19 protein-coding genes are annotated in these 20094 nt (G+C 36.2%); 14 read left to right on the forward strand and 5 right to left on the reverse strand.

The features are described 5' to 3' along the window. Nucleotides 1-96: 96 nt before the first annotated feature. The 3 genes from MLOOGBEN_RS29585 to MLOOGBEN_RS06185 form a co-directional block, all read right to left on the reverse strand. The gene (locus MLOOGBEN_RS29585) at nucleotides 97-831 is read right to left on the reverse strand and encodes an SH3 domain-containing protein (protein WP_179157385.1); all 735 of its coding nucleotides are present in this window, start codon (nucleotides 829-831) and stop codon (nucleotides 97-99) included. 5 nt (nucleotides 832-836) lie between these two features. Further along, nucleotides 837-1790 carry a hypothetical protein gene (locus tag MLOOGBEN_RS06180; RefSeq protein ID WP_218781072.1) on the reverse strand — a complete coding sequence of 318 codons (954 nt, stop codon included), beginning with the start codon at nucleotides 1788-1790 and terminating at the stop codon, nucleotides 837-839. A gap of 564 nt (nucleotides 1791-2354) precedes the next feature. Next, nucleotides 2355-2537 (reverse strand): hypothetical protein, encoded by a 183-nt coding sequence (locus tag MLOOGBEN_RS06185; protein WP_179157387.1) that lies wholly within the window; start codon nucleotides 2535-2537, stop codon nucleotides 2355-2357. Nucleotides 2538-2607: 70 nt separating this feature from the next. Between MLOOGBEN_RS06185 and MLOOGBEN_RS29100 the strand changes: the two genes are divergently transcribed. Both MLOOGBEN_RS29100 and sda read left to right on the forward strand, forming a co-directional pair. Continuing rightward, nucleotides 2608-2736 (forward strand): hypothetical protein, encoded by a 129-nt coding sequence (locus MLOOGBEN_RS29100; protein ID WP_256988918.1) that lies wholly within the window; start codon nucleotides 2608-2610, stop codon nucleotides 2734-2736. Between the two features lie 104 nt (nucleotides 2737-2840). Continuing rightward, nucleotides 2841-2969: a sporulation histidine kinase inhibitor Sda gene (gene sda, locus MLOOGBEN_RS06190; RefSeq protein WP_179157388.1), complete on the forward strand. Its 129-nt coding sequence runs from the start codon at nucleotides 2841-2843 to the stop codon at nucleotides 2967-2969. Nucleotides 2970-3092: 123 nt separating this feature from the next. Here the strand turns inward: sda and MLOOGBEN_RS06195 are convergent, their stop codons facing one another. Continuing rightward, complete coding sequence (locus MLOOGBEN_RS06195; protein ID WP_179157389.1) at nucleotides 3093-4766, reverse strand: FAD-dependent oxidoreductase; 1674 nt, start codon at nucleotides 4764-4766, stop codon at nucleotides 3093-3095. A gap of 206 nt (nucleotides 4767-4972) precedes the next feature. On the opposite strand from MLOOGBEN_RS06195, the gene MLOOGBEN_RS06200 reads away from it, so the two are divergent. From MLOOGBEN_RS06200 to MLOOGBEN_RS06235, 8 genes are all read left to right on the forward strand, one after another. Continuing rightward, entirely contained in the window at nucleotides 4973-5515 is a 543-nt protein-coding gene (locus MLOOGBEN_RS06200) for a TetR family transcriptional regulator (RefSeq protein WP_179157390.1), read from the forward strand. A 245-nt stretch (nucleotides 5516-5760) separates the two neighbouring features. After that, entirely contained in the window at nucleotides 5761-6519 is a 759-nt protein-coding gene (locus MLOOGBEN_RS06205) for an SDR family NAD(P)-dependent oxidoreductase (RefSeq protein ID WP_179157391.1), read from the forward strand. Between the two features lie 197 nt (nucleotides 6520-6716). Continuing rightward, on the forward strand, nucleotides 6717-7976 hold the full coding sequence (locus tag MLOOGBEN_RS06210) for a cytochrome P450 family protein (RefSeq protein ID WP_179157392.1): 1260 nt from the start codon (nucleotides 6717-6719) through the stop codon (nucleotides 7974-7976). A 170-nt stretch (nucleotides 7977-8146) separates the two neighbouring features. Next, complete coding sequence (locus MLOOGBEN_RS06215) at nucleotides 8147-8905, forward strand: SDR family oxidoreductase (protein WP_179157393.1); 759 nt, start codon at nucleotides 8147-8149, stop codon at nucleotides 8903-8905. A gap of 60 nt (nucleotides 8906-8965) precedes the next feature. Beyond that, nucleotides 8966-9628, forward strand: coding sequence for an NAD(P)H-dependent oxidoreductase (locus tag MLOOGBEN_RS06220; protein WP_368737764.1), 663 nt, complete (start codon nucleotides 8966-8968; stop codon nucleotides 9626-9628). A 327-nt stretch (nucleotides 9629-9955) separates the two neighbouring features. Continuing rightward, nucleotides 9956-11149, forward strand: coding sequence for a sensor histidine kinase (locus MLOOGBEN_RS06225; protein WP_179157395.1), 1194 nt, complete (start codon nucleotides 9956-9958; stop codon nucleotides 11147-11149). Nucleotides 11150-11167: 18 nt separating this feature from the next. Beyond that, entirely contained in the window at nucleotides 11168-11818 is a 651-nt protein-coding gene (locus MLOOGBEN_RS06230; protein WP_179157396.1) for a response regulator, read from the forward strand. A 573-nt stretch (nucleotides 11819-12391) separates the two neighbouring features. Beyond that, on the forward strand, nucleotides 12392-13831 hold the full coding sequence (locus MLOOGBEN_RS06235) for a DHA2 family efflux MFS transporter permease subunit (RefSeq protein WP_179157397.1): 1440 nt from the start codon (nucleotides 12392-12394) through the stop codon (nucleotides 13829-13831). 116 nt (nucleotides 13832-13947) lie between these two features. Here MLOOGBEN_RS06235 and MLOOGBEN_RS06240 read toward each other — a convergent pair whose 3' ends face one another. Next, nucleotides 13948-15192, reverse strand: coding sequence for a helix-turn-helix transcriptional regulator (locus MLOOGBEN_RS06240; RefSeq protein ID WP_179157398.1), 1245 nt, complete (start codon nucleotides 15190-15192; stop codon nucleotides 13948-13950). A gap of 277 nt (nucleotides 15193-15469) precedes the next feature. Between MLOOGBEN_RS06240 and MLOOGBEN_RS06245 the strand changes: the two genes are divergently transcribed. The 4 genes from MLOOGBEN_RS06245 to MLOOGBEN_RS06260 all read left to right on the forward strand — a co-directional run bounded on the left by MLOOGBEN_RS06245 (nucleotide 15470) and on the right by MLOOGBEN_RS06260 (nucleotide 20081). Further along, nucleotides 15470-16630, forward strand: coding sequence for a Gfo/Idh/MocA family protein (locus tag MLOOGBEN_RS06245; protein ID WP_179157399.1), 1161 nt, complete (start codon nucleotides 15470-15472; stop codon nucleotides 16628-16630). Between the two features lie 42 nt (nucleotides 16631-16672). Beyond that, nucleotides 16673-17536, forward strand: a complete 864-nt coding sequence (locus tag MLOOGBEN_RS06250) for a sugar phosphate isomerase/epimerase family protein (RefSeq protein ID WP_179157400.1) — start codon at nucleotides 16673-16675, stop codon at nucleotides 17534-17536. A gap of 106 nt (nucleotides 17537-17642) precedes the next feature. Continuing rightward, nucleotides 17643-19133, forward strand: a complete 1491-nt coding sequence (locus tag MLOOGBEN_RS06255; RefSeq protein WP_179157401.1) for an MFS transporter — start codon at nucleotides 17643-17645, stop codon at nucleotides 19131-19133. Nucleotides 19134-19334: 201 nt separating this feature from the next. Further along, nucleotides 19335-20081: an SDR family NAD(P)-dependent oxidoreductase gene (locus MLOOGBEN_RS06260; RefSeq protein WP_179157402.1), complete on the forward strand. Its 747-nt coding sequence runs from the start codon at nucleotides 19335-19337 to the stop codon at nucleotides 20079-20081. The last annotated feature ends 13 nt before the right edge of the window (nucleotides 20082-20094 follow it).

Genomic DNA, 20094 nt, shown 5'->3' on the forward strand with positions numbered 1-20094 from the left:
TAAATGGTTGTTCTATGAACTGGAAAAAGGATTATAAAATTATGGGAAATGTTCAATTCATTGCGACACTAAGACGGCAATATCCCTCTCAATTTATTACTTTTCCCTGACAATCAAGGCTGAAATCCAGCCTTCGATCCCGTTTGCGGTTTGAACTTTTAGCCACTTAATTCCCTTGGAATCTACTTGTTCTTCATTCAAAAAGTGCATGATTTCTCCATTTGCAATCGTGTATAGACGAGGAGCGGTTAGTGCAGGAGTTTCACGAATATTTCCGCCTTCTTCATAATTCTTATTTAAAATTAATTCTTTTTGATCAGGGGAAGCCCCGGATGCCTGTATGTGCACATGTTCTAGGTTTAACCATGCCTCAGCTTTCTTCCATGTTTGTGTATACCACTCATGTGGATTGTTTATGATTGCAGCAGTTAGCAAAATCACTAAAGCTGTGGCAGAATAGAAAGTCCATCTTTTAATCCCAGTTTTATTCCTTTTCCGTTTCATGAAAAGCTGAATCATTTTGTTGAAAAAACGTTCGAACAAGGCAAACATTCCTTCAATGATATCAATCCAAACAGGAATGCCAGATTTTCCTGTATCTCTCCGACTCCTTTGCATTGTGCAAAGAAGTGCCATGATTGGGTAAGAAATGAGATGAAGCATTTTTTTCAACAAACGGCACAATAAGTTTAAGAAGGGAGGAACAATGTACAACAAAATCAGCCTTGCGAGCTGTAGTAGCAAAAAGAGAGCCAAAAAAATACGCATCCATTCCGGCAGGACAGAAATAAGTGACCAGATCCAAAACAACTGGTTTAAAATGGTTTCCACAACCGCTATTCTCCTTTATTTAAATAGGATGAAAGTTCTCTTCTTGGACCAGATATCTGTTTTTTTCTATTGATGTTTTCCAGATTGACGGGGAGGTAGGGAAATAGCTTTTTAAGCTTGGCCAATCTTTGTTCTGCCTCAAACTGGTCAATAGAGTGATCGTTGATCAAGTTAAAAAGTTGTTTGTTTACCTCAAATTTGAAGGCTTGATTTTGGCTAAACTCTGATTCCACTAACCGCTTTGCCATTTCATTCTTTTCTCCAAGCTTCCCTGCAGTGATAAAATCACCTGCTTGAAGGGCTTCTTTAATCGAGGCAGAAATCCGGCGGGCTTCCTCCAAGTCCAGAGCCTCTTGATAGGCAGATAGTTCTGCGTTCCGGTCTAAATTAGCGATCGCCTCATCATGGCACTGGTCCCGAATACCTTGCCGGATCAAGACACGAACATTTCGAACCACAATACCAGCCTCTCTTAACACCTTGACTAATGGCGAGGTTTGAAAAAACTCTTCAATATGCCGTGCAAAACTCAGATCCTCTTCAATAGGATAAAATCTTGCTTCCGACTCCACCCAGAAGGGCAGATTATTGTTAATAATGGTGCCAATTTCTCCTGCATTTTGTTGAACTAACCGTTCGGGGTGTTCAACGGCAATATCGATAAATAAATTGACAGAAAACTGTCGTCCTCTTGTAGACGATGGGACTTCCTCCTTAAAGGTAATGGTTTGCTGCTGCATATTGACTGTATAAACCTTTTTATATTTGCCAATCCGCAATTCACTACGTGACAAACGCTCTCCATTTTTAACTGCATAGTATTCGTTTTGATTATTAGCATAAACAAAGGCATGGGTCATAGACGACGCTGGCGGTTTTTCCAAAAAACTAAATTTCACGTCTTTTACATCTTCAATAAAATGCATTCGGTTATTCCCTCCAAGGTTCACTATTTTCATTGAGAGATCACATACGCTTGTCTACATTCTATGCAGACAATCAGAAGAAAAGCCCAAATTACGCAGAAATCGGAGGTTGAGGGAGTTGAAGTAACATCATCTAAAAGGAGTAAATATAAGGGGGCTTTGATTAATGAAGTATTTCTTCATTACTACCATGTTAGTATTTGTTTGATTATAGTAGATTCTTAAGGGATAAAAACAGCCTGGAGAAAAGAACATTTTCTACGGGCATTTTATTTAATATTTCTTCAAACAATATCAAGACTTTTGTACGTCCTGAAGAGAATTTGAACCTCCGACCTACAGTTTAGGAAAAGTATGAAAATGGTTAGGATATGGTCATTAATCTGTTCAAAATGCTTATTTATCAAGCTTTTTTGTAAATTAAAATAAATTTAATACAATTAAATTAATATGGTTTTATTGAGTTTTTCGGCAAATTTTCGGCAATTTCTAATACTCAAACGTTCAGGGCATATGAAATACAAGTACCGGTTGTTTTAGTCTTCTTGCTGGATACATATCCGACAGAAGAGGGAAATACTAAAATTGAATTTCCCTTTAGTTGTTTTCTAGGGTTGTTATCTTTTTAATATAATCCATGGTAATATTTGTGGCTTCTTCGGGAGAATAACTTTTTCTTTTATTTAGTAATCTGGTAAGCATGGCAGTCCAAATCAAAACGCTCATATCAGTAACATCATCAATGTTGTCTGCTGTAATTAAGTCTTCTTTATACGCCATTTCTAGTAAACCTTTGTTTCTTTTTGTTACTCATTGAGGGTGTTTATCCAATTCTCGCTTTTGTGGGATTTTGCGCTCCTACTGGAAACCGTTCACTCGTACAAGCTATCATGGGAATGAGTTGAAATACAGGGAAATTGTCCGTGCAGCATTAGAAAATATTGCCTATCGGGTTAAGGATGTTATCGAACTGATGTAATCGGAGTCCCTATAATTAAAATATGTATAAGCATGTAAATTAATATATTAATAATTTTTATTCATTATTTCATAAGTATTCAAGGTAAGTGGAGTGAAACAATTATGCATAAGCTTAGCACAGAACAATTGCTTGAAGTATATAAAGAAGCGATTAACTTAAATGTGAGCAAAGACTTTATTTTATTATTATCTGAAGAAATAAATAAGCGATTAATCACTGAATCTATTTAATAACTAAAACTAAAGCCGATAGCACGCTGATTAACTCGTATGGGTCCCCAACATTGATTCTAAACCACCCAGATAAAAAAATTTCCAAGTGGTTTGTTTTTCTATATGAAACAAAAAGGTCAGCTATACTATTCTTACTGATGAATCTACTAGTCTAAGCATATTCTCCTTTATATGATTAGCAGATATATAGCCAAATACTGTTGTTGGTCCTAATGTAGAACCTGGACCAGGGTAAACGCGACCCATTACTGAAGCTGAGCAATTGCCTGTAGCATATAATCCTTCTATCGGAATATTATTGCGCAGCGCTTGGCCATACTCATTTGCTACAATTCCGCCTTTCGTTCCTAAATCTCCGGGGAAGATTTTACAAGCATAAAATGGCGCTTTCTCGATTGCTCCTAAATTTGGGTTTTTGTAAGTAGGGTCCCCATAATAATTATCATAAGCTGAGTTACCACGTCCAAAATCTTCGTCTTTGCCTTTCTCAACGAATTTATTAAAGCGTGTGATGGTGGCTTTTAATCCTTCATAATCAATTTGACATTTTTCTGCAAGTTCTCTAATAGATTCAGCTTTAATTAAGAAACCGCTTTGAATAGCCTCTTTAGGTGTTCTTCTCGGCAGCATATCACCGAACAAATATTTATTACGATTTCGACTTTCCATTATTAGCCAGGAATGAATTGCTTTACCATTCTTCTCTTGACGTTCAAGTATAGCATGGCCTGCATCTGTATAGGACTGAGATTCATTAAAATAGCGTTCGCCAGTTTGATCCACAATGATACAGTGTGGCATAGAACGTTCATAAACTAAAAATTTTCGTGAACCGCTTGCGTCCAAAGTTGTTGGTCCCCACCAAGCATCATCTAATAAAGCTGTATCAATATTATGTTTTTGAGCAATTAATAACATATCTCCGGTATTATCTGGACTTGCAGCAGTCCAATCGGTTCCAACATTATGATATTTTTTACGTAGATATGGATTTCGTTCGAACCCGCCGCCAGCTAAGACAACAGCTTTACTTTTCAAGAAAAATGGTTTGCCTTCATTTTCTACTTCTACACCAATGATTTTATTATTTTCAATAACTAAATCAGTTAATGGTGTTGAGAGTTTAATAGCTACGTTATGATTAAGTGCAATTTTTAATAAGCGGCCTACTAGGCCGGAACCAATTGATATAGCATGATGGCCTTTCACTTTATGTTTAAAGCCATTGATAAACATTCCGACTACGGTATTAAAATCTTTCGCATTTGTAAAAGCTTTCGGTAGGGAGGCTACCTTGCCAGAGTATAAGGGTAATGGAGCTTCAATTTCTCCCTTCCTTAACGTTTTTTCATAGTCACCTAATAATCTGGCATCAAAAATTTCACCTTCAATAGAACGACCAATTTTACCTCCTGGTTTTTCTGGATAATAGTCAGGGTATAAACTGCCTGGAACCCATTTCATCCCTAAATCCTCTAAAAATTTCACCATTCGATGTCCATTTTTAACATAAGCTACTTTTCGTTCGTATGTTGAGGCTGGTCCTGTATCCTCAATTACTTCTTGCATATAAGTGAGCGCTTCTTCCTCACTATCTTGTAAACCTGCTTTCTTAGAAACATGATTATTTGGAATCCATAATCCTCCTCCAGATAGTGCTGAAGATCCACCCCATTCGCTCCCTTTTTCAACAATAACGGTATTTAAGCCTTGATAAGCCGCTGTGATTGCTGCTACGAGCCCCCCGGCGCCACTACCAACAACTACAACATCGTATTCTTCATGCCAATTCATCAGACCCCTCCTAGTAATACATACGTTAAGAAAATTTTATATAAAATTACTAAAACCCAATTTGATTTCAACCACTGCGCTTTATTTTTCTGTAAATTTTGATAATATTGAAAATAACTATAACTAAAGCATATACTTGACCCAACTGTGTTTTCAAACGACAATTTGATTGAAAATGTCTATTTTTCGAAAGGGGGAGATAGTTGATGAATGATCCTATAGGGGATGAAGTTTACACTCGTTGGGTAATCAAGGAGGCTTTTACTGAGTTACTAGGAGTTTCCTCTTTTGAGAAGATTACCGTTCATTCGATTGTTCGGAAAGCCGGTATTAGTCGTTCAACCTTTTACTTACATTTTCAAGATAAATATGACTTGCTAAATCAAATGACAGAACAAATTATCGAAGAACTTCTAGAATTATATGGGAAATTTGAAGATGATGAAATGTTATTAAATATGAACATTGCATATACCAAAGGAAAGCCGTGTCAAAATGCTGTCGAAATCTGTGAACACATAAAAACAAATAACCAGTTTTACTGTAATCGATTTAAAGATATAAACTTTGTAAATAGCCTTACTGATAGATTATTTTCCCGACTAAGGTTGATTTATAAAGATGAATCACACGGTATATTTGCTGCATATGGTACAGTTGGTTGTATTAGCCGTTGGCTTGCTGAAGGGTTAAAAGGATCTTCAGATGAAATAGCATTGAGAATGGCAAGTGTAGCTTTACCACGATAAGTGTAGTAGATAATAACCATATTAGGTCAAACTAAAACTTTCTAGATTCCGTTAATCCAATAGGGAGAGCGGAATTTAGTGGTTTTTTTTTGCAAGGATTGAAAGATTAAGTTGTAAAATCTGCCCAATCGTACATCTTTACATGCCCGAATGTACGATTTTTTTTATTCTCAAGTTTAATAAAATAAAAGTGGTAAATAAAGTGCTTTCAATATTGCGCTTACTAGAATTGGAGGAATTGAATCATGGGACGCTTAGATAACAAAGTTGCCATTATTACAGGTTCGGCAAGTGGTATGGGATTAGCTGCTGCAAAATTATTTGCCAGTGAGGGAGCAAAGGTTGTTGCAACTGATATTGCCATTACACAACTAGCAGAAGCAGTTTCTAATTTTGAGGGAGACATTCTCGCTCTCGAATTGGATGTTTCTTCTGAGGAACAATGGAGTAGTGTCAGTGAACGGGCAAAAAAGGAATTTGGCAAGATTGATATTTTAATAAACAATGCTGGTGTATCCGTTCATAAGGGCTTATTAGAAGAAGATTTAGAAGGATGGAATAAGGCAATTGCATTGAATCTAACTTCCGTATGGTTAGGGATGAGAACCGTTATCCCTTATATGCAATTGAATGGTAAAGGTTCGATTGTTAACTGTGTTTCATTAGCAGCTTTAGTTGGAGGTGCCGACAGTGGTGCCGCTGCATACAGCGCTGCTAAGGGAGGCGTTCGCTCCCTTACAAAACATGCAGCCATAAACTTTGCTAAAGATCATATTCGTGTAAATTCCGTCTATCCAGGTGCAATCTTAACAGGTGCCGCAAGGAAATATGGTGTTACGTCCCAAGAGCAACTTGGTCAAGCATTTACCGACATTATTCCCCTACCACCACACGCAGGGGAGGAGAATGATATAGCCTATGCATACTTATACTTAGCTTCTGATGAATCAAAGTTTGTTACAGGAGAAGAGTTAGTGGTTGATGGTGGCTGGAGTTCCCATTAATCGAGAAATAGTTTCTTTTACCTGTAGAAAACTCTATTAGTTCAGTTCAAAAGTCCTTAAAAAAGGGCAGATATATGTTGCCCTTTTGGACGTTATGTAAGGGGTTTATTATTGATAGATTATAAGAAACAGTTATATTTTTTCCAAAAACATGCAAATCCTCTATCTAGGCAAATTTGAGAAAGGAAGGTTTATTCATGAAACATGTAGAACAAAATGTACCTCAACATGCAATATTAGGAGTTCTGAGTGGCAAAAGTGGAGAAAACCCATTTCCACTATTCGCTCAAATGAGGGAAATGGGGTCAGTTATTCCCATCCCATTTCCGTTAGGCGGATCTGATAATCAAGCTTGGATCGTCACACATATGGAAGAGGCGATGAAGGTACTTAAAGATAACGCCCACTTTTGTGTAGACCCTAAGACCATCGATAGAAGTAATGACACTAAACATTCTCTAACAGGCAGCAAAGAACAATCTCACTCCAATTTGTTTCTCGCTAATTCCTTAAACGCAATTGATGAGCCCGATCATCGGAGGTTACGAACGTTAGTTTCCAAAGCCTTTACGCCAAAATATATGGAAGGATTGCGCCCCCGTGTACAAAAAATAGCGGATGAATTACTAGATCGGGTACAAGACAAAGGAGATATGGACCTAGTCAAGGATTTCGCCAATCCTTTGCCAGTCAATGTTATTTCGGACATGATTGGAGTGCCTAAAGCGGACCATTCAAAAATCCATAAATGGTCAGAAGGAATTGCTAACGGTCTTGGTTTGGGAAGACTTGACCAAGAGGTTACGGATAGTCTTCAAGCCTTCGGCGACTATATTAAACAACTTATAGCAGACAAGCGTGAAAACCCTTCTGAAGATTTAATCAGTCAATTAATCTCTATTGAAGAGGAAGGAGATCGACTTAATGAAACCGAATTGATTTCATTGGTTCAGCTATTAATCTTTGCCGGACATGAGACAACCTCAACCTTGATTTCCACTGGAACCCTAATGTTGTTGGATCACCCGGAACAATTGGAGAAGCTTAAGGCTGATCACAGCTTAATCCCGTCTGCTGTAGAAGAATTGTTGCGTTTTAATGGTCCTTCCACAATCGCTGGACCGCGTTATGCTATAGAGGATATCGAACTTGGCGGGCAACAGATCAAAAAAGGGGATATACTTCTTCCGTTATTAAAGTCAGCCAATCGAGATGAACATCAATTTACAAATTCAGAAGAGCTAGATGTTACGCGCAAAATTAAACGTCATCTAGCCTTTGGTCAGGGCATTCATATGTGTTTGGGTGCACCACTCGCCCGCGTGGAAGCGGATATTGCGTTTACCACACTTCTAAAGCGCATGCCAAATCTTCGCCTTAGTATTCCTCGGGAGGATGTCACCTGGCAATTTAAGCTAGCCGCTCAAGGCTTGGCCACTCTTCCTGTGTCATTTTAAGCCGAAATCTTATTGGTGAAATAATTTTAAACAATTAACATTTCTTAAACATTTATTAAGCAATTCTCAAACATTTTACCAGTATCATAGAAACATCAAATGAGGAAAAAATCATTTGAACTAATAAATTAGTGAAAACTTATCAATATTTATATGGGAGGATTGCTTTTATGAAACTTAAAAATAAGATTGCTGTTGTAACGGGTGCAGGTTCTGGAATGGGGAAAGCAATTGCCATTGTTTATGCTCAGGAAGGTGCTAAAGTTGTGGTTTCAGATATTAATGAAGCCTCAGCATATGAAACAGTAGAAGAAATAAAGTCAGCTGGTGGAGAAGCTATTGCCATTCTGGCCAACGTAGCTAAAGAGGAAGATATTCAAAATCTGATTGACAGAACGGTTGACACATACGGGACCTTAGATATCTTAGTTAATAATGCAGGGATCATGGATAATTTTGAACCTGCCGGCGACATTGTAGATGAACTTTGGGGAAAAATATTTGCTGTGAATACTACAAGCGTGATGCGTGCAACAAGGAAAGCTCTACCTATCTTCTTGGAAAAACAACAGGGGGTTATTATAAACGTGGCTTCGAATGGTGGAATGCAAGGTGCCAGGGCAGGGGCAGCTTATACAGCTTCAAAACATGCAGTTGTTGGTTTCACCAAAAACACGGGTTTCATGTACGCGCAAAAAGGAGTCCGCTGTAATGCCATCGCTCCAGGAAGCGTAGAGACAAATATTGTATCTAGCATGACTAGAATCAATGAATTTGGCATGGGAAGAGTACGTCCAGGATTGGGGATTAATCCGCGTTTAGGGAAGCCAGAGGAAATTGCAAAGGTAGCATTATTCCTTGCCACGGAGGATTCAAGCTTTGTTAACGGTACTGTCATTGCAGCTGATGGGGGCTGGACTGCCTATTAGCATATATACGATTTGAACTTCGATTTGCCCTGGGGGAGATTACTATTTATTATGTCTAATATAATGAAGAAAAAACAAGAAATTTTGGATGCATTCAATTTCAGACATGCAACAAAGGAATATGATGAAAGTAAGAAGATTTCTAAGGAGGATTTTAATTTCATTTTGGAGACTGGAAGGCTGTCTCCGAGTTCATTTGGTTTTGAACCTTGGAAATTTTTGATTGTGCAAAGCCCTGAGTTTAGAGAAAGATTAATGAAAATAGCTCCAGGAGCAAAAGATAAACTTAGAGGAGCAAGTCATTTTATCATTATTCTTACTAGAGTTGATATTCGATATGATTCGGAATACATCATCCATCATATGAAAACTGTTCAAAAAATGCCTGATCAGTTTGTAGAAATGTTAGTTCAAGGGCTAAAACAGTTCCAAGAAACCAATTGGAAACTATCTGAAAATGACCGTGCATTATTTGATTGGTCATCAAAACAAACCTATATTGCATTAGCAAATATGATGACAGCAGCTGCACAAATTGGTATTGACTCTACACCAATAGAAGGTTTCAACTTTGATGAAGTTCGTGCCTTTCTTGAACGTGAGAGTTTATTGGATAAAGGGCATTTTGAACCATCAGTAATGGTAGCCTTTGGTTATCGTAAAGAGGAACCTAAAAGACCTAAAACAAGGAAAAATTTAAACGAAATTGTTCATTGGGTGTAATTAAACCAATAAATAAAAAAACCGAAACTATGAAGTAACAATTCAGGGTTTTGGTTTTTTTATTTACGTAGAATGGATTTTTTTACAAAGTTTTTTAATACTGTTAATTTAACCATTTATGTACCGTTAATTTTAAAAAAGAAGAGTTCTTATTAATGTGTGAAAGCTGACTTGAACATTTATAAAGTCGGCTTTTTCCTATTAAATGTCGGGTTAATAGTTTCAATTATTGGGTCATTAGATTAAGATTATGGTACTAAAGGGCATGCCCCATAGGGCATGTTATATGTCTAAAAGTAAATTATAATGAAGAAAGGCGGTGATTCAATGAATAAATGGAATAAGAATATGGACTCTATTTACAATATTTCTGATGGATTATTAGTATCTAAAATTGCGGTTGTTGTTTGGATATTTTTAATTTATATAGGGACAGTGGTACTTCAGTATATAGAAAAACCACTTTTTATCCAGAGTATCGTTTTTACCATTGCTATCTTAATTTATATATTATTCTACTGGTACTCTCGTTTATTGACAGATAGAAGAAAGTGGGTTTACTTGCTCGCACAAGGCAGCCTATTATTTATATCATCTTTTCTTGTTCCACATGGGTCTCCTATTATTATGGCAGGTCTGCTTCCACTTTTGGTATCTCAAAGTATTGCTATTTTTGAAAACAGTTTAAAAGTAATCATTGTATTTATTGGAGCTTATGCCTTATATTGTGTAGCGATCTGGCTAAATTATGGGTTAAAAGAATTGCCAGTATTCATCCTACTTTTCTTCTTTAATGTTACGATCGTTAATTTCTATACTGTCATTTACAATAGACAGGTTAACGCTAGGCTAAGGATGAAATATTATCTGCAAGAACTGGAAACAGCCCATCGAAAAGTTGAAGATCTGACACTTTCAAACGAAAGACAAAGGATGGCAAGAGATTTACATGATACTTTAGCACAAGGCCTGGCAGGTTTAATTATGCAGTTAGAGGCAGTTGATGCACATCTGCAGCGTGGAAATACGAACCGGTCTCATGAAATCATACAACAATCTATGATACGGGCTAGAGAAACATTGAAAAATGCTAGGACAGCCATTGATGATTTAAGATCAGATTCTATTGAAGATACTGATTTTTATCGTGAAGTATTAAAAATGATAACAGATTTTAAAGAAACTGCTCTGATCGAGGTAAACGATCATATCGAACCTATTAAACAATTATCTGCTTTAACAATGGAGCATAGTTTATATATCATTAGTGAGTGTCTAGCAAACGTCGCAAAGCATTCACAAGCAAAGATGGTGAACATAACCATAAAAAAGGTAAACAAATATTTAGTAATAGAATTAATCGATAATGGAATTGGATTTAAAATCAATTCCATTGGCAAACATTCGGGAAAATATGGCTTACTCGGTTTAAAAGAACGAGTTCGGTTAGTAGGAGGAAGGATAGAAATGAATAGTAATCCTGGCAAGGGAACAAAAATTTCTATCACAGTCCCTATTTAAAAGGAAGGAGCCCATAAAGTGCAAAAGAATAAAGTGTTAATCGTTGATGACCATTTGGTTGTTCGTGAAGGACTAAAATTAATCTTGGAAACAAATGAAAGATTTGAAATAATAGGTGAGGCTGAAAATGGGGAAGTAGCACTAAAGTTCCTTGAAACTCAAAAACCGGATGTGATATTACTGGATTTAAATATGCCCACTTTGAACGGATTGGATACAATAAAAGCGTTAAATGACCGAGAAATCTCGATACCCATTATTATTTTAACAACCTATAATGAAGATGAATTAATGATTAAGGGGTTGGAGCTAGGGGCAAAAGGGTACTTATTGAAGGATACGGGCCGGGAAGATCTATTTCGGACGATTGAATCTGCAATCAGGGGAGCAACATTACTACAACCAGAAATCATGGCCAAACTACTTGGTGCTAAAGAGAAGAAATCTAAGGTTTTAACTCCCTTTGAAGCAACTAAACTAACTGAAAAGGAACTGTTTATTTTACAAGCAACAGCCAAAGGTTATCGAAATAAAGACATAGCCTTTGATATGGGAATTGCCGAACGGACGGTTAAGGCACATTTAACTAATATTTACAATAAACTAGGTGTCAACACTAGAACAGAAGCCGTTGCGGTCGCACTAGAAAGTGGAATGATACATCTATAATTGACCAGTCAGGGCTGAACCAAAATAAGACAGCCCAAAAATTTTTGAATATAGGGGATACCCCATAACAATTTATGTCTTATGTCAGGTTAATTTTCTATCAGATGATGTTTTTCTCTATATTGTTTTGGAGTTATTCCTAAATGTTATTTAAACACTTTTGTAAAGTAACTTTGGTCGGTGAAGTTGAGCAATGAACATATCTCGGAAATTGGTGTTTTACTGTATGTTATTAACTTTTTGGCTTCGTCAATATGAGAGTTTAAGAGAGTGTATAACTTTAAATAGTAAGTTTGAAAATGCATCATACTGGACTCTAAATTAAGAAATGCCCGAGTAAAGAAATATTTCTCGGGCATTTTTTATGTTTTGGAGTAAGCCTGAAATTAGTATATTTCAGATACCTTTTTTCTCTAAAATACTAAAATAAAAACTAAAATACAATAATTGATCATGATGAAATGCTATTCTATTCGAAAAGTATAAAAAGTATTGAAGTGAAAACCCGGACTTTACGTATTATCTACACATCTATTACGAAAAGTCCTATAAATGTAGAGAGAAGGTTGTGTTATGGATTATAGACAAGGTAAAGTCCTTGCGAACGAAATTAATAAAAAGCCTCTTATGCTGGTCTTAATTTCAGGTGCTTTTGTGGCGGTTTTAAATCAAACCATATTAACTACAGCATTACCTGATATTATGAAAGATTTAAACCTGAATGCCAGTGTAGCTCAGTGGTTACAGTCTATTTTCTTACTGGTAAATGGCATTATGATACCAATCACTGCTTTTTTAATTGAACGATTTACAACCAGAGGATTGTTTCTAACGGCGATGGGACTGTTAGCCATAGGGACTTTGATTGGTTCTGTTTCACCTAATTTCGCTTTCTTAATGCTTGGAAGGATTCTTCAAGCAGCAGGTGCAGGTATTATTATGCCCTTAATGCAAACAATTGTATTTCTAGTTTTTCCTCTTGAAAAACGTGGAACAGCAATGGGTCTGTTTGGATTGGTTATAGCTTTTGCTCCAGCGATAGGTCCAACTTTATCAGGTTGGCTCGTAGATCATTTTGATTGGAGAAGTTTATTTTATATCCTTTTGCCGTTTATTTTGAGTAATTTAATAGTTGCCTTTTTTATTTTGAAAAATGTAACAATACAAAAGTTCTCTAAAATTGATATTTTGTCTATTGTATATTCTACACTTGGTTTTGGCGGGATATTGTATGCTTTCAGCACAGCTGGCGGAAGTGGATGGAGCAGTGTACAAGTTATTGTATCAATGCTGGTTGGCGCTGCTTGTCTAGCATTGTTCATTATACGCCAGGTAAAAATAGATCACCCTATCTTACGTTTTAGTGTATTTAATTACAGGGTGTTCACTGTCACTACAATTCTTGGAATGATCGTTTTTTTGTCCCTAATTGGCGGATCCGTTATACTGCCGATTTATATGCAAAATATGTTGAAGTTTACGGCATTTGAATCTGGATTAATTCTGTTACCAGGTGCAATTGTTATGGGGATTATGAGCCCTGTTACAGGCAGACTTTTTGATAAATTTGGTGCAAGATGGCTATCAATTATAGGTTTAATCATATTGGTCATAACTACATTTATGCTAAGTAATTTAACCCAGAACACAACGTTCATTTACTTAGCAGTTGTTAATGCGATAAGAATGTTTGCTGTTTCGATGGTATTAATGCCGGTTACAACAGCTGGATTAAATGAACTGCCACCCGAATTAATAGCACATGGTACAGCAATGAATAATACAATGCGACAAGTAGCGGGAGCAGTAGGAACAGCGGTACTTGTCACTGTAATGACAAATTATTCAGTGCCTGCAGCAGGTGTTAGTGGATTAATCCGTGGTGTAAATATATCGTTTGTTTTTGCAGGTATTATCGCTTCAATCGGTCTGTTACTTTCTTTTTTAATAAAAGCCAAACAGCCTAAAGTAGAATCCTTCAAAGTTACCAGTTTGGCGAACGAGAACAAATAAAATTATATCTCTTTTACAAAGTAGCAGGTTAGTAACGCTTATATTATATGCGGTATTAACCTGCTTTTTTTTTGTCATAGTAGTATTTTGCGTTAAGATCAATTCACACTGGATCTTCATTTATCTATTAGATGGTGTCTTTCTCTGAATTGCATAGGAGTGATTCCACAAGTTTTTTTGAAAACTCTTGTAAAATAACTTTGATCGTTAAATTGTAATAATGCAGCTATTTCTGATATTGAGGTTTTACTGTAAATGAGCAATTTTTTTGCTTCGTCAATTCTAGTTTGCTGAATATAATCACTGACAGAAATGCCAGTCTCACGTTTAAATAATATAGACAAGTACTTTGGGCTCAGGTCAACCTTTTCGGCTATATCATCATGGTTTATCTTTTGATAAATATGCTTATAAATATAGTCTTTACAAATGATGATCGTTTGGGAATATTTTTCATCATTTATTTGTTTTACATTCTTGGTAAATGTAGTAAGAACTTCTCTTGCTACTCCCTTAACTTCATCTAATCGTTGCATATCCTCTAGATTTTGAATAAAACTATCATGTAAACAAAAAGCTAATTCTTCATTTAGGCCACCTTCAATAGCTGCCCGTGATACTAAAGTTATGAGAGAAATAATATGGTTTTTGAGTGAGCGAATATAGCTTGATTTTGATAAAATACTTACAACCTCTTCTTCTTTCCTTAGGGAAGCGACCTTTTTTAAGTCCTCTACCCTTCCTTCTTTTACGATTTGTAAGATTTTCTTTTCAAATAAATTGTCACGACGAATTACTTTGGATTTCATATTTTCAAAAACGTCAAAGTGCACTTTTTCCATTAACTTGCTAGTATTTGCAGATACGGAATTCTCATTAACAAATTGAGGAGAAATTAGTTCGTTATTAAATAAGTGATGGACAAAAATACTTACACTTTTTAGTTTCTCAGATTCTATAATAGGCAAAGTTTTGTAATACTTCATTACACTTTCACGTCTAAAAAATGCATGGGTATCATTAATTAAGACATCAATCTTATCTTCAGATAATGGATAAGAAAGAATGGGTCCAATTATTGCAGTTCCTTCGAAAATTTCATCATTCACCACACTAATTAAGATGTATTTATCAAAATACGATGATTTCCTAATAACAGGAAAATGGAAATCCTTTCCGAACTGATAATCCAAATGTTTAAAGAAGTTCTCTTTTTCGTTAGATAATAAAGGATTCAAAACTTGATGATTTGGATCTTCATATATTACATTTCCGTTTGGGTCAATAAAGAAAATCGATAAATTTAAAATATCTACAATAAGTTTACATTTATTTCTAATATTTTCGGTGTTAGCGCACAAATGTATCATCCCCAATAAAAGACATAATTCCCTATTAAATTAGAATTTTAATAAATTTCTAAAACTTTATTCTTATATTAAAAAAAAAAGTACTAGAATGCAATAAGGGTTTTTAGAATTGGTTTATTCTATATTTGAAAGTGCTTCCACCTTACACTTGAAAAGTTGAGAGGTAATTATTAGGAGTGGCGGTAAGCGAGTACAAGCCTATATATGTGGAAGCATTATCAAGCGATGGCAGAGTTTTTAGAAACGATTGAAAGTGAGGAAAGTCAGCATGGCAAATGTAAGATTAGGAGTTATCGGTTTAGGTGTACAAGGCGGAGCGTATTCTGGGTTTTTAACAGAAGGTAAAGTTAAGAATATGGTGCTGGGAGCTATTTGTGATAACGATCCTGCTAAAAAACAGCTGGCAGAGGAAAAGTATCCTGGCGTTCCTTTTTATGACAACTATATTGAAATGCTTGAAAGCGGTGATGTAGATGCAATCGTGACATGTGTTCCCCATTATCTACATCCTGAAATGGGCATTGAAGCAATAAAAAGAAACATTCATGCATTGGTGGAAAAGCCTGCTGGCGTTTACACAAAACAAGTTAAAGAATTAAATGATCTTGCAGCGGCCAAACCTGAAGTAAAGTTTGGCATTATGTTCAACCAACGGACAAATCCGCTTTATCAAAAAGTAAAAGAAATTATTGACAATGGTGAAATTGGTACGATTCGTCGTACGAACTGGATGATTACAACTTGGTGGAGATCACAGGGTTACTATGATCAAAGTGAATGGAGAGCAACCTGGGGCGGGGAAGGCGGCGGTGTGCTTGTAAACCAAGCACCACACCAAATTGACTTATTACAGTGGATTTGCGGAATGCCGAAAAAAGTATATTCGAATGTAAAATTTGGTTACCAAAGGGATATTGTAGTTGAAGACGAAGTAACCGCAGTTCTTGATTATGGCAACGGTGCAACTGGGGTATTTATCACATGCACACATGACATAATCGGAACAGACCGCTTTGAAATTTTGGGAGACAAAGGGAAAATTGTCGTTGACGGCAGTAAGAAAGTTAGTATCAAACGTTTAGTAAAACCAGAGAATGAAATGAGTTTAACCATGGATATACGGGATGTGATGAGAAGTGTCATGGGCGGTAATCCAGGTGAAATATACTCTGAAGAAGTAATAGAGTTTAACAGCGTATGGGGCGCTCAGCATATTTCCGTCATGGAAAACTTTGCAGCGGCGATTCTAGAAGATACCCCTTTATTAGCTCCTGGCAGCGATGGTATTAACGGTGTAGCATTAGCCAATGCGATACATCTATCAAGCTGGCTAGGTAAAGAAGTAGAATTACCTTTTGATGAAGAATTATTCTTAACCGAACTAAATAAAAGAATTGCTGAAGAAAATAAATACCCTGTAAAACAATAATTAAATTCATTCAAAACGCACTTAGGGGTGGAGGAATAGGAAATGAAAAAGGGCAAAATTGGCGTACAAATGATGATGCTAAAAAGCAAAGTAGATGAACTTGGTGTTTATGAAACCATGAGAAAATTACATGAACTAGGTTTTGGAGCTGTAGAGGTTTCACAAATTCCTATGACGGTTGAAAATGTTGCTGAGCTTAAAAGGGCAAGTAAGGACTTTGATATAAAAATAGCCGCGCTAACTGCCGGGGTTGATCCAGTATATCCGGGTGCTCCAGGTGAAACATTAACCACTGATTTTGAAAAGATTGTAAACGATTGTAAGACATTAAACTGCAATTTTTTACGAATTGGTATGGTACCGTTTTCGGCTATTGGCCGCAAAGATAAAATTATGGAATTTGTCAAAAAAGCTGAATCAGTAGCAGAAAAATTAGCAGAGCATGGAATTGACCTTTATTATCATAATCATCATGTCGAATTCCAAAAATATGATGGTGAATACTTATTAGATATTATTAAGAATAATACCTCGAAAATTGGTTTCGAAATAGATGTTCACTGGGTTCATCGTGGAGGTTTAGACCCAGTCGAGGTAATCAAAAAATTCGAAGGTCGGGTAGCATTGATTCACTTAAAGGACTACCGTATTGGGCAGTTTGATTACAGAGTGTTAGAGGGCGGGTTCGACCGAAGTAAATTCAATCAAGCATTCCATGGTGTCATTGAATTCGCCGAGCTTGGTGAGGGAAGCCTTAACCTTAAAGGTATTATTGAAGCCGGCCTTGCCAGCGGATCACAGTACTTCCTAATCGAGCAGGATGATGTCTATGGCAGAGATCCGTTTGATTGCTTAAAAACATCAGCAGATTATTTAAGAAAACTTGGATATGCAGAATGGTTCTAAAATAATCTATAGTTACTTAGTTTACTAATCTAATTTATTAAATGTCTTGGTTATTATATATTTTTTTAAAGAGTAGAAACGTTTTATTTTTAAGGGGGTTAATAATATGTCAAATGTTACACTAAACGGTGGTCAATCATACAACACAGCAAAGCTATGGCAAATTGCCTTATTTTCTTTAAATAACAGTTCTACGAATCTCCATATGCTTATTTTAACCTTTGTTACGTATTACGCAACAGGGATTGCAGGACTTGCTGTTATGGTAGTAAGTTCGCTATTAATGGCAGCACGGTTATTCGACGGCGTAATCGATCCCGCGATTGGCTATATTATTGATAAAACAGAGGGGAAATTTGGAAAATATTCACCGTTGATTGTAATAGGAAACATTATTTCGGCAGGAAGTATTCTTGTGATTTACAGTGTCACTCATAATCTGCCAGAATCCATGCAGTTTCTGTTCTTTACAGCTATGTTAATTATCAACAAAATTGGTTATTCACTACAAACTAGTGTTACGAAGGCAGCCCAAACGGTCTTAACTAATAATCCAAAACAGAGGCCTTTGTATGCGATTTTTGATGGAATCTTTAATGCTGTATTTTTTGTTGGTGGTCATCTTTACGTTTCAGCTTTTCTGGTTAAAAAACATGGTGGCTTTACTCTTTCTGTATTTACTGAATTAAGCTTTTATGGACTTATTCTCTCAGCAATATTAGCGGTATTGGCAATCATAGGAATTTGGTCAAAAGATAAAAAAGAATATTATGGTTTGGGAGAAGAAGGGACAAAAACCACTTTACGTGAATATTGGGGCGTAGTTAAAGGAAATAGACCGTTGCAAATGCTTTCGATTTCCGCGGCTTTTGACAAACTGGGATTAACTATTGCTAGCTATTCTGTCGTCGGTGTTATGTTGTACGGTATTTTATTAGGGGATTATTCTTTAAGCGGTAAAATAGGCCTTATAACCTTAGTACCTGGAATAGTAATTACCTTTGCAGCAGTCGGAATCGCAAGAAAGACCGGTTTAAGAAAGTCCTATATTATGTCAGCATGGGTAGGGGTGCTTTCCTTCCTGGGATTAATTGCTCTATTCTTGTTAATCGATGATCCATCATCTATTTCACTATCGAATATAGGAGCAACAACTATATTATTCCTAGTTTTAATGGCATTAGCAACCGGTTTTTCAAGGATTCCAACAACACTGGTTATTCCAATGATTGCGGATGTTTCTGATTATGAAACAAATAAATCTGGACGGTATGTACCAGGTATGATGGGCACAATTTTCTCGTTTATTGATCAGCTTGTTTCATCGTTAGCACCAACCATCGTTGGTATCATAGTTGGTATCATAGGCTACAAAGAAAAATTCCCTGAGGTTGGCGAAGCGCTAACAACACCTTTATACGTTGTAACATTATTGTTAGCATTCGGTTTACCTGCTGTTTGTTTATTGGTATCTATTACTACTATGAAGTTTTATAAACTGAATGCAGAGAAAATGGAAGATATTCAAAAGGGAATTGCTGAAGTAAAAACGAGAGCAAAAAAAGAAAATATAGAAATACATGAAAACCTGAATTAAAGCTAGGCTGGGTTAAAAATCGATTAAGGACAATATATAAACAATTTCCTTACTCTATTTTTCCTTGTTTAAAAGATTAAAATTCAAAGGGTATATTCATAGATACTAATAAAATGTTAATAAAAAAAGTACTAAACTACAATATTTGATGGCGTTTAAAAATTATCATAAAAGGTAGGTTAAGTTAATAGGAGGGGTTTAATGGGAAAATTTGATGGCAAGGTAGTGTTAATTACTGGTGGTGCAAGAGGTATGGGGGCAGCTCACGCTCGAGCATTTGTTCAAGAAGGAGCAAGAGTTGCTATTTCTGATATTTTAGTAGAAGAAGGGGAAAAATTAGCTGCCGAACTTGGTGAACAAGTGAAGTTTTATCATCATGATGTAACCAATCAGGCACAATGGGAAGCGGTCGTAGATGATATTGAGAATACATTTGGCCCAATTCATGTATTGGTTAACAATGCAGGTATTGTTTTAATGAAATCAATATTAGATATGTCGGAGGAAGAATATCGTAAAGTCATTGATATAAATCAGGTTTCCGTATTTCTAGGAATGAAAAGTGTGTTACCTTCAATGCTTAAAACAAAAGACGGATCCATTATCAATATTTCTTCTTTAGCTGGTTTCCGAGGCTCTAGTCGCGGTTCCGTCGCTTATTCAGCTTCTAAGTTTGCGCTTCGCGGAATGACAAAAGCCGTAGCTCTAGAAATGGCTGGCGAAGGTATTAGAGTAAATACGGTTCATCCTGGTCTAATTTTAACTCCTATGACTGTGCAGAAAGGTGCAGAAGAGATTATCGAACATCTTTCCAAAGAAATTCCAATGAAACGGGCAGCACAACCGGAAGAAGTAACAAAGCTTGTTATGTTCTTAGCTTCTTCAGATTCCAGCTACTCAACGGGGTCAGAATATATTTTGGATGGAGGACAATTAGCGGAACTGTAAATATGTGACCTAT

The organism is Bacillus sp. EB106-08-02-XG196, assembly GCF_013396335.1.
Classification (GTDB): domain Bacteria; phylum Bacillota; class Bacilli; order Bacillales; family Cytobacillaceae; genus Neobacillus.

Bases quoted from the DNA above. Each gene is read 5' to 3' on its own strand.
- MLOOGBEN_RS06200 (WP_179157390.1), top strand. From the start codon at position 4,973: ATGAATGATCCTATAGGGGATGAAGTTTACACTCGTTGGGTAATCAAG.
- MLOOGBEN_RS06195 (WP_179157389.1), bottom strand. From the start codon at position 4,766: ATGAATTGGCATGAAGAATACGATGTTGTAGTTGTTGGTAGTGGCGCC.
- MLOOGBEN_RS06255 (WP_179157401.1), top strand. From the start codon at position 17,643: ATGTCAAATGTTACACTAAACGGTGGTCAATCATACAACACAGCAAAG.
- MLOOGBEN_RS06210 (WP_179157392.1), top strand. From the start codon at position 6,717: ATGAAACATGTAGAACAAAATGTACCTCAACATGCAATATTAGGAGTT.
- sda (WP_179157388.1), top strand. From the start codon at position 2,841: ATGCATAAGCTTAGCACAGAACAATTGCTTGAAGTATATAAAGAAGCG.
- MLOOGBEN_RS06225 (WP_179157395.1), top strand. From the start codon at position 9,956: ATGAATAAATGGAATAAGAATATGGACTCTATTTACAATATTTCTGAT.
- MLOOGBEN_RS06185 (WP_179157387.1), bottom strand. From the start codon at position 2,537: ATGGCGTATAAAGAAGACTTAATTACAGCAGACAACATTGATGATGTT.
- MLOOGBEN_RS06250 (WP_179157400.1), top strand. From the start codon at position 16,673: ATGAAAAAGGGCAAAATTGGCGTACAAATGATGATGCTAAAAAGCAAA.
- MLOOGBEN_RS06235 (WP_179157397.1), top strand. From the start codon at position 12,392: ATGGATTATAGACAAGGTAAAGTCCTTGCGAACGAAATTAATAAAAAG.
- MLOOGBEN_RS06215 (WP_179157393.1), top strand. From the start codon at position 8,147: ATGAAACTTAAAAATAAGATTGCTGTTGTAACGGGTGCAGGTTCTGGA.
- MLOOGBEN_RS06205 (WP_179157391.1), top strand. From the start codon at position 5,761: ATGGGACGCTTAGATAACAAAGTTGCCATTATTACAGGTTCGGCAAGT.
- MLOOGBEN_RS06245 (WP_179157399.1), top strand. From the start codon at position 15,470: ATGGCAAATGTAAGATTAGGAGTTATCGGTTTAGGTGTACAAGGCGGA.
- MLOOGBEN_RS06180 (WP_218781072.1), bottom strand. From the start codon at position 1,790: ATGAAAATAGTGAACCTTGGAGGGAATAACCGAATGCATTTTATTGAA.
- MLOOGBEN_RS06260 (WP_179157402.1), top strand. From the start codon at position 19,335: ATGGGAAAATTTGATGGCAAGGTAGTGTTAATTACTGGTGGTGCAAGA.